Origin of the sequence: Streptomyces sp. NPDC002680, assembly GCF_042889145.1 — a bacterium.
In the GTDB taxonomy this organism is placed as follows: domain Bacteria; phylum Actinomycetota; class Actinomycetes; order Streptomycetales; family Streptomycetaceae; genus Streptomyces; species Streptomyces adonidis.
Genome location: NZ_JBIAQP010000033.1, coordinates 50897 through 64012, shown reverse-complemented (window position 1 = coordinate 64012; position 13116 = coordinate 50897). Strand labels below are relative to the sequence as shown.

Here is a 13116-nt window from a genome sequence, read left to right as displayed (position 1 = left end):
TCACCTCAGCCCGATACGCCCACCACGAGCCAGATGAACGCCACGCCCGCGACCGTGCACAGCACCGTCGAGTGGGCGGGGTGTTCGTGGTGGGCCTCGGGGAGGATCTCGGCGGCGGCGAGATAGAGCAGGACGCCACCGAAGAGGCCGAGATAGCAGCCGAGCGCCTGTTCGGGGATCGTGAAGAGAAGGGTCGAGGCCGCGCCCGCCACCGGTGCCACCGCGTCGGCGAACAGCATGGCCAGGGCCTTGCGGCGGGCGTTCCCGTACAGACTCGTGATCGTGTACGTGTTGAAGCCGTCGGCGAAGTCATGGGCGATCACGGCGAGCGCGACCGCGAGGCCCATCCCGCCGCCCACCTGGAAGGCTGCTCCGATCGCGACGCCGTCCATCGCACTGTGGCCGACCATGGCCGCGGCGGCCGTCAGACCGACCTGAGGCGCCCGGCCGTTGTGCTCGTCGGCGCCGTGCGCCGCCTGTCGTACCGCGAGCAGACGTTCCACCAGATGGGCCAGCAGAAAGCCCGCGACGAACAGCAGCAGCGCGGCCGGTACGCCGAACACCTCCTCGCCCGCCGCGTCCAGCGCCTCCGGCAGCAGATCGAGGCCGACCACGCCCAGCATCAGGCCGCCGGCCAGGCCCAGGACGAGATGGCGGCGGTCGGTCACACGCAGTGCCGTCCAGCCGCCGGCCAGCGTCATCAGGAACGCGCCGAGCGCGACGAAGACCGCCATGTGCTCTTGCTATCCGATCAACCCGCCTTCGCGCACCTCCGACTTCCCTGAAGTCCCCCTAGTCCACTAGTCCACTGGTTCACGCAGCATGTTCCGTACGAGAGGATCCCGCCCCATGGCTCCCACGGCCGACGTTCCCACTGGCGCTCCCACCGGCAAGGTGACGTTCGTCGGTGCCGGCCCCGGCGCCGCCGATCTGCTGACCTTCCGCGCCGCCCGCGCCATCGCCGACGCGGATGTCGTGATCTGGGCGGCCAGCCTCGTACAGGAGGCGGTGCTCGAACACGCGCGCGAGGGGGCGGAGATCCTCGACTCGGCGACGATGTCGCTGGAGGACGTCGTCGCCGTGTACGAGCGTGCCGTGCGCGAGGGTCTGCGCGTGGCCCGTATCCACTCCGGCGATCCCGCGCTCTGGGGCGGTACGCAGGAGCAGGTCGACCGCTGTGCCGAGATCGGGATCGAGACCGAGATCGTGCCCGGTGTCTCCTCCTTCTCGGCGGTCGCCGCCCTCGCCCAGCGCGAACTGACGATCCCCGAGGTCGCGCAGTCCGTGATCCTCACCCGCCTTGGCGGCGGCAAGACGCCCATGCCGCCGGGGGAAGAGGTGCGCGAGTTCGCCCGGCACGGGACCACCATGGCGATCTTCCTGTCCGCCGCGCGCAGTGGGCAGCTGGTGCGGGAGCTGCTGGAGGGCGGCTATCCGTCCACGACGGCGGTCGTCATCGCCTATCAGGCGACCTGGCCCGAGGAACTGGTCGTGCGGTGCACGATCGAGACGCTGGAGGAGACGGTCAAGGAGCACAAGCTGTGGAAGCACACCTTGTTCCTGATCGGCCCGGCCCTCGACGCCAGCGGCACCCGCTCGCACCTCTACCACCCCGGTCACTTCCACGGCTTCCGCAAGGCCGACCCGGCCGCCCGCCGGGCGCTGCGCGAGCGAGGGGCGAGCACGTGATCACCGTCATCGGTACGGGGACGGGGGCGCCGTTGCCGCCGGAGGCCACGGCCGCCGTTGCCGGGGCCGCGCTGGTCGTGGGCGCCCGACGGCATCTGGCGGCGGCCCCGGTGCCCGAGGGCGCGGAACAGGTCGTCCTCGGTGCGCTGGCGCCTGCCCTCGACATCATCGAGGAGTACGTCGGGAAGGAGCGGGCCGTTGTCGTGCTCGCCTCCGGTGATCCCGGGTTCTTCGGGATCGTGCGGGCGCTGGCCGAACGGTTCGGGGCCGGGCGGCTCGATGTCCGGCCGGGGGTGTCCTCCGTCGCGGCGGCGTTCGCCCGGATCGGGCTGACCTGGGACGACGCGGTGGTCGTCAGTGCGCACGGGCGGGCGCTGCGTACGGCGGTGAACGTGTGCCGGGCGCGGCCCAAGGTGGCCGTACTGACCGGGCCGGGCGCCGGTCCCGCCGAGTTGGGCGCGGCCTTGGCCGACGGTCCGGGCGGGCGCGTCCTGGTCGTCGCCTCCGCTCTGGGCGACCCCGTCCTCGAACGCGTCGAGCGGGTCACGCCCGCCGAGGCGGCGGCGCGGGACTGGGGCGACGCGGTGAGTGTGGTGCTCTGTCTGGACGAGGCCCGTGTCCTCGCGCCGGTGCGTGTCACGGTCGCCGGGGAGTCCGTCGGTCCCGGTCAATGGGCCCTGGCCGAGGGCGAGTTCGCCCACCGGGACTCGATGATCACCAAGTTCGAGGTACGGGCCCTGGCGCTGGCCCGGCTCGGGCCGCGGCTCGGCGATCTGGTCTGGGACATCGGTGCGGGCTCGGGGTCGGTGGCCGTGGAGTGCGCGCGGCTCGGGGCCGCCGTCGTCGCCGTCGAGAAGACGCCGGACGGCGCGGAGCGGGTGCGGGCCAACGCCACCGCGCACGGTGTCGATGTGCGGGTGGTGGAGGGGGCCGCGCCTCATGACCTGCCCGCTCCGGCCCACGAACTCTCCGATCCCGACGCCGTGTTCATCGGCGGGGGCGGGCGCGAGCTGCCCGCCATCGTCACCGCGTGCGCACGGCGGGCCCGGCGGACGGTGGTGGTCGCGATGGCCGCCCTCGACCGGGTACCGGCGGTACGCGAGGCGCTCACGGGGGCCGGACTCGACTGCGACGGTGTCCTGCTCCAGTCGTCCCGGCTGGCACCCCTGCCGGGTGGGGTGACCCGCCTCGCGGCGACCAATCCGGTGTTCCTGTTGTGGGGCACACGCCTCACAACACCCCCAGACAGAGATGGAGTTGCACTGTGATCGGCCTGATTTCCGCGACGGCGGCGGGCGCGGCGGCGCGTGATCGGCTCGCCGCCGCCTGGCCCGACCGTACGCGTGTGTACGAGGGGCCGGTCGCCGACGCCGTCCGGCGCGCGTTCGGTGAGTGCGAGCAGCTCGTGTGCTTCCTGGCCACGGGGGCGGTCGTACGGCTGGTCGCGCCGCTGCTGTCCGACAAGGCGTCCGACCCCGGTGTGGTGTGCGTCGACGAGGGCGGGCGGTTCGCCGTTTCGCTGGTCGGCGGGCATGGCGGCGGTGCCAATGAACTCGCCCTCGCGGTGGGGAAGTTGCTGGGTGCGGAGCCGGTGGTGACCACCGCGACGGACGCCGTGGGGGTGCCGGGGCTCGACACGCTCGGGATGCCCGTGGAGGGGGATGTCGCCGGGGTCTCGCGGGCGCTGCTCGACGGTGAACCCGTCGCGCTGGAGCTGGAGTCGAGCTGGCCGCTGCCCGCGCTGCCGTCGAATGTCGGGAGTGGGGTGCCTGGTGGTGGGCCGACGATCCGGGTGACGGACAGGGTCGTCGAGCCGTCCGGATCGTCCGAGGTCGTGCTGCGGCCGCCGTCCCTGGTCGTCGGCGTGGGCGCTTCGAAGGGGGCCCCGGTCGACGAGGTACTGGGTCTGGTTCAGGGCGCGTTGGCCGACGCGGGGCTGTCCGTGGCCTCCGTCGCCGCGCTGGCCACCGTCGACGCGAAGGCGGGCGAGCCGGGGATCGTCGGGGCCGCCGAGCAGCTCGGGGTGCCCGTACTGACGTACTCCGCCGAGGAGTTGGCCGGGATCGACGTGCCGAATCCCTCCGCCGCGCCGCTCGCCGCCGTCGGTACGCCGTCCGTGGCGGAGGCCGCCGCGCTGGTCGGCGGAGGCGAACTCCTCGTGCCCAAGCGGAAGTCGGAGCGGGCGGACGGGGCGCCGGCCATGGCCACCTGTGCCGTCGTACGGCGGCCCGGGCGCGGGCGGCTCGCGGTCGTCGGGCTCGGGCCGGGGGCGCGGGATCTGCTGACTCCGCGTGCCGAGGCGGAGTTGCGGCGGGCGTCCGTGCTCGTCGGGCTCGATCAGTACGTCGACCAGATCCGCGATCTGCTGCGGCCCGGTACCCGGATCCTGGAGTCGGGGCTCGGGGCCGAGGAGGAGCGGGCGCGGACGGCGGTGGCCGAGGCGCGGAAGGGGCAGGCGGTCGCGCTGATCGGCAGCGGGGACGCGGGCGTGTACGCGATGGCGTCGCCCGCGCTCGCCGAGGCGTCCGACGACATCGACGTGGTCGGGGTGCCGGGTGTCACGGCCGCCCTGGCCGCCGGAGCGATTCTCGGGGCCCCGCTCGGCCACGACCATGTCTCCATCAGCCTCTCCGACCTGCACACGCCCTGGGAGGTCATCGAGCGGCGGGTGCGGGCGGCGGCCGAGGCGGACATCGTCGTGACGTTCTACAACCCGCGCAGCCGGGGCCGTGACTGGCAGCTGCCCAAGGCGCTCGCCGTTCTCGGCGCGCACCGGGAGCCGACGACGCCCGTGGGTGTCGTACGGAACGCGTCCCGGCCCGACGAGTCCAGCCGCGTCACGACACTGGCCGGCCTGGACCCGGCGACGGTCGACATGATGACGGTCGTCACCGTCGGCAACACCGCGACCAGGAACATCGCGGGCCGTATGGTGACGCCTCGGGGGTATCGCTGGCAGGAGGCGGTGCGATGAACGCCCGTGCCGCGTGGCTGCCCGGCCCGCTTCTCAACACCCCTGCGTTTCACCCCACTTCACCGTCCGCTTCACCGTCCGAGGAGACATCGTGACCACCCCGCCGCCCGCCCTGCTCATCGCCGGCCACGGCACCCGGGACGAGGCCGGAGCCGAGGCCTTCCGTGACTTCGTACGGGAGTTGGGGCGCCGCAATCCCGAACTGCCCGTCGCGGGCGGCTTCATCGAGCTGTCGCCGCCGCCGCTGGGCGAGGCCGTGACCGAGCTGGTGGAGCGGGGGGTACGGAGATTCGCCGCCGTTCCGCTGATGCTGGTGTCCGCCGGGCACGCCAAGGGGGACATCCCGGCGGCGCTGTCCCGCGAGAAGGAACGGCACCCGGGGATCTCGTACACGTACGGGCGTCCGCTGGGCCCGCACCCCGCGCTGCTGGCGGTGCTGGAGCGACGCCTGGAGGAGGCACTGGGGGGCGTCGGGGCGCGTACGCCCGCCGACCGGGCCGATGTGACCGTGCTGCTGGTGGGGCGCGGCTCCACCGACCCGGACGCCAACGCCGAGGTGCTCAAGGCGGCGCGACTGCTGTGGGAGGGGCGCGGGTACGCCGGTGTGGAGACGGCGTTCGTGTCGCTCGCGGCGCCGGACGTGCCGTCGGGGCTCGACCGGTGCGTGAAGCTGGGTGCGCGGCGGATCGTTGTCCTGCCCTACTTCCTGTTCACCGGGATCCTGCCGGACCGGGTGCGGCAGCAGACCGAGGGCTGGGCCGCCGCGCACCCGGAGATCGAGGTGCGGTCCGCCGAAGTCATCGGTCCGGAGCCGGAGTTGCTCGATCTGGTGATGGAGCGGTACCGGGAGGCCGTGCGCGGGGATCTGCGGATGAACTGCGACTCGTGCGTGTACCGGATCGCGCTGCCCGGCTTCGAGGACAAGGTCGGAATGCCTCAGCAGCCGCACTTCCATCCGGACGACGACGGCCATCACGACGGTCACCAGCACGGGCATCACTCACACGGGCACTCCCACTCCCATGCACACTGACAGAGACGCTGATCCCGGCGTCGGCACGCACGATCTGCGGCACCACGGGGACGCCGAAGTACGTGACGACGGCGCCAAGTTGGTCGACCTCGCCGTGAACGTCCGGGCCGGCACTCCCCCGGCCTGGCTGCGCGAGCACATCGCCGGGTCGCTGGACGGGCTCGCCGCGTATCCCGACGGGCGGGCCGCGCGGGCGGCGGTGGCGGCACGGCACGGGGTGCCCGTGGAGCGGGTGCTGCTCACCGCCGGGGCCGCGGAGGCCTTCGTGCTGCTGGCGCGTGCGCTGGAGGTGCGTCGGCCGGTGGTCGTGCATCCGCAATTCACGGAGCCGGAGGCGGCGCTGCGGGATGCCGGGCACGCCGTGGAGCGGGTGCTGTTGCGGGAGGAGGACGGGTTCCGGCTGGACCCGGGGCTCGTGCCCGAGGACGCCGACCTGGTGGTGATCGGCAATCCGACGAATCCGACGTCGGTGCTGCATCCGGCGGGTGTTGTCGCTCGACTTGCCCGGCCTGGGCGGACGTTGGTGGTCGACGAGGCGTTCATGGACGCGGTGCCGGGTGAGCGGGAGGCGCTGGCGGGGCGGGTGGACGTACCCGGTCTTGTGGTGCTGCGGAGTCTGACGAAGACGTGGGGGCTGGCGGGGCTGCGGATCGGGTACGTGCTGGCGGCGCCGTCGACGGTGGTCGAGCTGGAGCGGGCGCAGCCGTTGTGGCCGGTGTCCGCGCCGGCGTTGGCGGCGGCGGAGGCGTGTGTGTCCGGGCCGGCGCTGGCGGAGGCGGAGGAGGCGGCTCGGCGGATCGCCGCCGACCGGGCTCATCTTGTTGCGGGGCTGGCCGAGTTCGGGGCGGACGGGGTGCGGGTGGTGGGGGCGGCGGAGGGGTCGTTCGTGCTGGTGCGAGTGCCTCGGGCGGATGTGGTGCGGGGGCATTTGCGGGGGTTGGGGTATGCGGTGCGGCGGGGGGACACGTTTCCTGGGTTGGGGGAGGAGTGGTTGCGGGTGGCGGTGCGGGATCGGGTGACGGTGAATGGGTTTTTGCAGGCGTTTGATCGGGCGGTGATGCTGGCGGGGCGGTGAGTTTCCTCGCCCCCGCCGCCCCTACCCGTTCCCATCCTTCTGGGGGCTGCGCCCCCAGACCCCCCTTTGTCCTCAAACGCCGGACGGGCTGGAGGGTGCCGGCCGGTGCTGAAGTGCGGTGGGGGTGGGTGGGCGGGGAAAGGGGGTGGGCTGAGCGCGGTGGTCCTCGAACGTCGGCCGGGGTTGGTCTTTCAGCCCGTCCGGCGTTTGAGGACGAGGCCGTTCAGGCCGATAGCGGGGGTCTGGGGGCGCAGCCCCCAGGGATGGGATGGGTAGGGGCGGCGGGGGCGAGGAAAGACGGCCCTCGCGTCAGTTCTTGCCTCGGCGGGACAGTGCAACCGCTCCCGCTCCCGCCGCGAGGAGCGCCACCGCGCCGCCCGCGAGGTACGGCGTCATCGAGCCGCCGCCCGTCTCCGCGAGGCCCGCCTCCGCCGGTGCCCCCTGGGGCTTCACGTCCGGTGCCGGTGTGGGCGTCGCCGCCCGCGTCGTCGGCGCCTCGCACGTCGCCTTCGCCAAGGTCACCGTCCCCTCGACCTCCGCCACATTCAGGTCCAACGGGTTGACGGACACCTTGAGTTCGAGCGCGGTCGCGGCCGCCGTACGTGTCGTCGTCTCCGTCTGGGACAGGGCCAGCGTGACCTCGCCGACAGCCGGCACCTTCACCTCCACCGGCCCGCTCGGCGTCAACGTCACCTTCTTGCCCAGAGCCGTCACCGAGCCCAGGAGGTTGGCCGTGGCGACCGGCTTCTCCCCCGCCACGCAGGTCGCCTTCGACGTGACCTGCTCGACCTCGATCAGGGAGAGGAGCGGGAGGCCCGGGACGTGGAGTTTCGCGTGTGCGAGGGTCGTCGAAGCCTCTGACCTCCCCTCCGTCACCTTCGCCTTCGCCTCCGCGACCTCCGCCCCCAGCACCGTGAACGGCTTCCCCCCGTCCACGCCGTCCAACTTCGCGGTCAGCGCCGTCTGTTCGGCGCTCCGGGGTGCCTGCACCTCGTTGAGGGCGACCTCCAGCGGGACGTTCACACTCTTGTTGAGGAGGGACACGTTCAGCCCGGTGCGGAGGACGACCGCGCTCGCGCTGCCCTGGTCCTCCGTCGCGTGGGCCAGGCTCGCGGGACCGGCGGCCAGGGCCGTGGCCGCCGCGACGACGGCCAGACGGCGTGCGGGCAGGCGGAAGTTGTTGGCGTTCAAGGTTCGGGGACCCCTCGGAAGAGACACGCTTGGGACCCGGTAAGAATTACGTACAGGCGGTCAACGGTCAGCAATCTGACGGGACTTCACTCCTACGTGAGGTTTCCGCGCAGATCTTCGAATCGCACGGCACGTACGTTCTCCACATTCACCCCGGTGGCCGGTGTCACTCCCCGGCGTCAGCTCACGATCCGCCCGTTCAGGACCACCCTCAGCGGCGCCCCCAGCACCCGTACATCCGCCCGCGGATCACTCTCGTACACCACCAGGTCCGCCGCCGCCCCCTCCGCCAGCCCGGGCCGGCCCAGCCACTCCCGCGCACCCCACGTCGTCGCCGAGAGGGCCGCCCGCGCCGGAATGCCCGCCGTCACCAGCTCCGCGACCTCCGCCGCGACCAGCCCGTGCGGCAGTGTGCCGCCGGCGTCCGTGCCGACGTACACCGGGATGCCCGCGTCGTACGCGGAACGCACCGTGTCGTGGCGGCGTTCGTGGAGGCGGCGCATATGGGCCGACCAGTCGGGGAACTTGGCCTCGCCGGACGCCGCCAGGTTCGGGAACGTCGCGATGTTCACCAGGGTCGGGACGATCGCCACGCCGCGTGCCGCGAACAGGGGGATCGTGTCCTCCGTGAGGCCCGTCGCGTGCTCGATACAGTCGATGCCCGCCTCCACCAGGTCCCGCAGCGAGTCCTCCGCGAAGCAGTGGGCCGTGACGCGCGCGCCCAGCCGGTGGGCCTCCGTGATCGCCGCCTCCACGGCCTCGCGCGGCCAGCAGGCGGCGAGGTCGCCGGTACCCCGGTCCAGCCAGTCGCCCACCAGCTTGACCCAGCCGTCGCCGCGCCTGGCCTCCTGGGCGACGTACGCCACCAGGTCATCGGGCTCGATCTCGTGGGCGTAGCCCCGGATGTAGCGGCGGGTGCGGGCGATGTGCCGGCCGGCTCGGATGATCTTCGGCAGGTCCTCGCGGTCGTCGACCCACCGCGTGTCGGAGGGGGAACCCGCGTCGCGGATCAGCAGGGTGCCGGCCTCCCGGTCCGTCAGCGCCTGTTTCTCGGCGACATCGACGTCGACCGCGCCGTGCGGGCCCAGGCCCACATGGCAGTGCGCGTCGACCAGCCCGGGCAGCGCCCAGCCCGTCACCGTACGGATGTCACGGGCGCCGGGCGGACGGTCGTACGAGATCCGCCCGCCGACCACCCACAGTTCGTCCCGGATCTCCTCCGGGCCGACCAGCACCCGCCCCTTCACATGCAGCACCGTCTGCGTCTGCTCGCTCATGGACGGCACCCTAGTTCGGCCCCTCGGCTCGACCCTCCCCCGACTCCTCCTCCACCTCCGCCATCGCCGGGTCCAGCAGGCGGGAGAGGAAGTGGCGGGTGCGTTCGTGGCTCGGGGCGGTGATGACCCGGGCCGGGGTGCCCTCCTCGACGATCACTCCGCCGTCCATGAAGACGACCCGGTCGGCGACCTCGCGGGCGAACGTCATCTCGTGCGTGACGACCATCATCGTCATGCCCTCGTTCGCCAGTCTGCGCATCACCGCCAGGACGTCGCCGACCAGCTCGGGGTCGAGCGCCGACGTCGGCTCGTCGAACAGCATGACCTCCGGGCCCATCGCCAACGCCCTCGCGATGGCGACGCGTTGCTGCTGGCCGCCGGAGAGGGACGCCGGGTACGCGGTCGCCTTCTCGGACAGGCCCACGCGTTCCAGGTTCTCGGCGGCCACCTTCGCCGCCTCCGCCTTGTCCCGCTTCAGCACCCTGCGCTGGGGCAGCGTGAGGTTCTCCGTCACCGTCAGGTGCGGGAAGAGGTTGAACTGCTGGAAGACCATGCCGATCCGGCGGCGGACCGCGTCGATGTCGACGTCCGGGTGCGTGATCTCCGTACCGCCGACGAAGACCTGGCCCTTCGTCGGCTCCTCCAGCAGGTTCACACAGCGCAGGAGGGTCGACTTGCCGGAGCCGGACGGGCCGATGACGCACACGACCTCGCCCTGCCCGATCTCCAGGTCGATGCCGCGCAGCACCTCGTTGTCGCCGAACGACTTGTACAGGTCTCGGACCTGGATCTCCGGAACGATCGTGTCCTTCGTACCGTCGCTCATCTCGTCGCCTCCCCCGCCTTCGTCTCCAGCCGTCGTACGACGAAGCCCAGCGGCACCGTCACCAGCAGATAGCACAGGCCCGCCACCAGGATCGGCGTCGAGTTGGCGGTCTGGCTCGCCAAGTCGCGGCCGTACTTGGCCAGTTCGCGTTCGTCCAGGGTGACGCCGAGGAACAGCACCAGCGAGGAGTCCTTGAACAGGAGCACCAACTCGTTGGTGAGCGGCGGGATCACGATCCGGAACGCCTGCGGGATGATGATCGAGACCATGGCCCGCGCGTGCGAGAAGCCCAGTGAACGGGCCGCCTCCATCTGGCCCTTGGGCACCGCCTGGATGCCCGCGCGGATCGTCTCCGCCATGTACGCCGCCGACACCAGACCGAGGGCGAGGGCCACCTTGCCGTAAGTGCCGCCGGGGATCTCCGTGCCCGGGAAGGCGAGCGGTACCGCCACGCCCACGAAGATGAAGATCAGCAGGGCCGGCAGGCCACGGAAGATCTCGATGTAGATTCCCGCGACCCAGCGGTAGGGGCCCACCGGCGACAACCGCATCAGGGCGATGACCATCCCCAGCACCAGGCCGAAGACAAAGCCCGACAGGGTGTAGAGGACGGTGTTCTTGAGCGCCAGCGTGATGATGTCCGGGAACATCTGCTCGGCCAGGTCCGCCTGCGCGAACTGGTTCTGCAGCCGGTCCCAGTCGGCCGAGACCGCGAAGGCGACCACCGCCGCGACGAACAGCGCGTACTGGACGCCACGGGACAGCGCCCGCTTCTGGGTTCGGCTCAACCCCTGCTTGCGGGGCTGGAGTTGCTCGTCGGCGGTCCCGGTCATGACGCCGACGGGGAGGCCGCGGACTCGTCGTACGGGCCGATCCACTGCTCGTACAGCTTCTTGTACGTGCCGTCGGCCTTCGCGTCGGTGATCGCCTTGTCGATGGCGGCGAGCAGCTTGGTGTTGCCCTTCTTCACCGTGAAGCCGTACTGCTCACCGGTGTTGAGGTTGTCCACGACCGTGAAGGCGTCGGCGTTGGCCTTGTCCTTGAGCCAGCCCTGGACGACCGGGTAGTCGATGATCACGGCCTCGACCTGTCCGGTGCGCAGGCCGTTGAGGACGGCGTCGGAGGACTCGAAGGAGACCGGGTCGAGGCCCTTCTCCTTGGCGTAGTCCTCACCGGTCGTCTGCGCCTGGGCGCCGACCTTCTTGCCCTTGAGGCCGTCGAAGGAGGTGATGCCGCTCTTCTTGTCGACGAGGACGGCCTGGGTGGCGTCGAAATAGGGGTCGGAGAAGTCGACGTTCTTCTTGCGTTCCTCGGTGATGGTCATTCCGGCCGCACCGAGATCGCACTGGTCGGAGTTGAGGAAGGCGCCCGTCTTGAAGTTCTCGAAGGGGGTGTCGAGGATCTCCTGCTTCACGCCGAGGTTCTTGGCGACGAGGTCGACGAGCGACACGTCGAAGCCCTGCACCTTTCCGTCGATCTCCGACTGGAAGGGCGGGTAGGGCAGGTGGGTGCAGACGGTCAACTGCCCGGCCTTGACGACCTCGACCCCGCCTGCGGCGGTCTTGGCGGCACTGCCGCCGTCGTCGTCCGAGGAGCAGCCGGCCACGAGCAGGAGCCCGGCCGTCGCGGTGGTGGCGGCCAGGATGCGGGACCGTCGTCCGAGCACCGTGTTCACGGGGACCTCCTGTGGGGGGACTGTGGGTTCTGATTATAAGGAGACGTTTGACTCTCTCAAACCATTTCCATGGTCGTGGTGCCGTGCCACCTGTGGTTTCGAGGCCGGTCGGCCTCTCATCCCGCCAGGACGAGGGTCAGGGAGCTCTCCGGCCGGACAGGCCCTAGTCTCGACTCGGCTTACCTACCCCGCTATGCGAAGAGAGCACCACCGTGACCACGCATCCCTTCCTGGACCTGGCGCCCCTGACGGCCGCCCGCTTCGCGTCGATCGAGGACCGCGTGGCGCGGCTGCTCGGTACCGAGCAGGACGTCGTGATCATGCAGGGCGAGGCGCTGCTGCCGCTGGAAGGTGCCATCAGGGGTACCGCGGGTCCGGGCACGACGGCCCTCAACATCATCACGGGCCCCTACGGGCAGACCTTCGGCGACTGGCTGCGGGACTGCGGCGCGACGGTCGTGGATCTCGCGGTGCCGTTCCACGCGGCGGTCACGGCCGCGCAGGTCCGGGAGGCGTTCGCCGAGCACCCGGAGATCGACTTCGTCTCGCTGGTGCACGCGGAGGCGGCGACCGGCAACACCAACCCGGTCGCGGAGATCGGCGAGGCGGTACGGGAACAGGGCGCCCTCTTCTATCTCGACGCCGTCGCGTCGGTCGGCGCCGAGCCGGTGCTGCCGGACGCGTGGGGTGTCGACCTGTGTGTGATCGGGGCGCAGAAGGCGATGGGCGGGCCGGCCGGGGTGTCGGCGGTGTCCGTGAGCGAGCGGGCGTGGGCGCGGATGGCGGCGAATCCGGGGGCGCCGCGACGGTCGTACCTCTCGCTCCTCGACTGGAAGGAGCGGTGGATCGACGGCGGCCGACGGACACTCCTGCATGCTCCCGCCCAGCTGGAGATGCTCGCGCTGGAGGCGTGCGTCGAGCGGATCGAGGCGGCGGGCCTCGACGCGGTGATCGCCCGGCACACCGCCGCGGCGGCGGCCACCCGGGCGGGCGCGCTCGCGCTGGGAGGCGGTCTTGAGCCGTATGTGTACGAGGCGGCGGACGCGGCGCCGGTCGCCACGACCCTGCGGGTTCCCTCCGGGTTCGTCGCGTCGGAACTGGTGGTGAGCGCGCTGGCCGCCGATCCGACGCTGCCGCTGGCGGCGGGCGGGGGTGCGCTGGCCAAGGAGATGATCCGGGTCAACCACTACGGGGCCGACGCGACGCCCGAGGTGGTGCGACGGAGTCTGGCCGCACTGGGTGCGGCGCTTACCGATGCCGAAAATCGGTAATTGAATTCAGATTAGCTTCCCGTTTTCTTCTGCCCGGTTTTTCTCGACCTAAACACAAGGTTTTGCGAACGAATTAAGCAAATTTAACGAGTGTGATTCAACCAA

The 13116-nt window shown here is 71.5% G+C and carries 12 protein-coding genes; 6 read left to right on the top strand and 6 right to left on the bottom strand.

Annotated features, from left to right (window positions below):
- Positions 1-5 precede the first annotated feature (5 nt).
- Positions 6-734 (bottom strand): ZIP family metal transporter, encoded by a 729-nt coding sequence (locus ACFYXF_RS50075; protein WP_389360771.1) that lies wholly within the window; start codon positions 732-734, stop codon positions 6-8.
- A gap of 115 nt (positions 735-849) precedes the next feature.
- Between ACFYXF_RS50075 and cobM the strand changes: the two genes are divergently transcribed.
- From cobM to cobC, 5 genes are all read left to right on the top strand, one after another.
- Complete coding sequence (gene cobM, locus ACFYXF_RS50070; protein ID WP_369033785.1) at positions 850-1689, top strand: precorrin-4 C(11)-methyltransferase; 840 nt, start codon at positions 850-852, stop codon at positions 1687-1689.
- Positions 1686-2957, top strand: a complete 1272-nt coding sequence (cbiE, locus tag ACFYXF_RS50065) for a precorrin-6y C5,15-methyltransferase (decarboxylating) subunit CbiE (protein WP_389360768.1) — start codon at positions 1686-1688, stop codon at positions 2955-2957. Before cobM ends, cbiE begins: the two co-directional genes overlap by 4 nt.
- Positions 2954-4663 carry a precorrin-3B C(17)-methyltransferase gene (cobJ, locus tag ACFYXF_RS50060; protein WP_389360766.1) on the top strand — a complete coding sequence of 570 codons (1710 nt, stop codon included), beginning with the start codon at positions 2954-2956 and terminating at the stop codon, positions 4661-4663. The genes cbiE and cobJ overlap by 4 nt, the downstream gene beginning before the upstream one ends.
- 91 nt (positions 4664-4754) lie before the next feature.
- Positions 4755-5696 carry a sirohydrochlorin chelatase gene (locus ACFYXF_RS50055; protein ID WP_389360764.1) on the top strand — a complete coding sequence of 314 codons (942 nt, stop codon included), beginning with the start codon at positions 4755-4757 and terminating at the stop codon, positions 5694-5696.
- On the top strand, positions 5686-6771 hold the full coding sequence (gene cobC, locus ACFYXF_RS50050) for an Rv2231c family pyridoxal phosphate-dependent protein CobC (RefSeq protein ID WP_389360762.1): 1086 nt from the start codon (positions 5686-5688) through the stop codon (positions 6769-6771). Before ACFYXF_RS50055 ends, cobC begins: the two co-directional genes overlap by 11 nt.
- 309 nt (positions 6772-7080) lie before the next feature.
- Here the strand turns inward: cobC and ACFYXF_RS50045 are convergent, their stop codons facing one another.
- The 5 genes from ACFYXF_RS50045 to ACFYXF_RS50025 form a co-directional block, all read right to left on the bottom strand.
- On the bottom strand, positions 7081-7962 hold the full coding sequence (locus tag ACFYXF_RS50045) for an SCO1860 family LAETG-anchored protein (protein ID WP_389360760.1): 882 nt from the start codon (positions 7960-7962) through the stop codon (positions 7081-7083).
- Between the two features lie 179 nt (positions 7963-8141).
- Positions 8142-9239 (bottom strand): amidohydrolase family protein, encoded by a 1098-nt coding sequence (locus ACFYXF_RS50040; RefSeq protein WP_389360758.1) that lies wholly within the window; start codon positions 9237-9239, stop codon positions 8142-8144.
- 10 nt (positions 9240-9249) lie between these two features.
- The gene (locus tag ACFYXF_RS50035; RefSeq protein ID WP_389360756.1) at positions 9250-10065 is read right to left on the bottom strand and encodes an amino acid ABC transporter ATP-binding protein; all 816 of its coding nucleotides are present in this window, start codon (positions 10063-10065) and stop codon (positions 9250-9252) included.
- Positions 10062-10898, bottom strand: coding sequence for an amino acid ABC transporter permease (locus ACFYXF_RS50030; RefSeq protein ID WP_389360754.1), 837 nt, complete (start codon positions 10896-10898; stop codon positions 10062-10064). The genes ACFYXF_RS50035 and ACFYXF_RS50030 overlap by 4 nt, the downstream gene beginning before the upstream one ends.
- Entirely contained in the window at positions 10895-11740 is an 846-nt protein-coding gene (locus ACFYXF_RS50025) for a transporter substrate-binding domain-containing protein (RefSeq protein ID WP_389360752.1), read from the bottom strand. Before ACFYXF_RS50025 ends, ACFYXF_RS50030 begins: the two co-directional genes overlap by 4 nt.
- A gap of 212 nt (positions 11741-11952) precedes the next feature.
- On the opposite strand from ACFYXF_RS50025, the gene ACFYXF_RS50020 reads away from it, so the two are divergent.
- The gene (locus tag ACFYXF_RS50020) at positions 11953-13011 is read left to right on the top strand and encodes a pyridoxal-phosphate-dependent aminotransferase family protein (protein ID WP_389360750.1); all 1059 of its coding nucleotides are present in this window, start codon (positions 11953-11955) and stop codon (positions 13009-13011) included.
- Positions 13012-13116 lie beyond the last annotated feature (105 nt).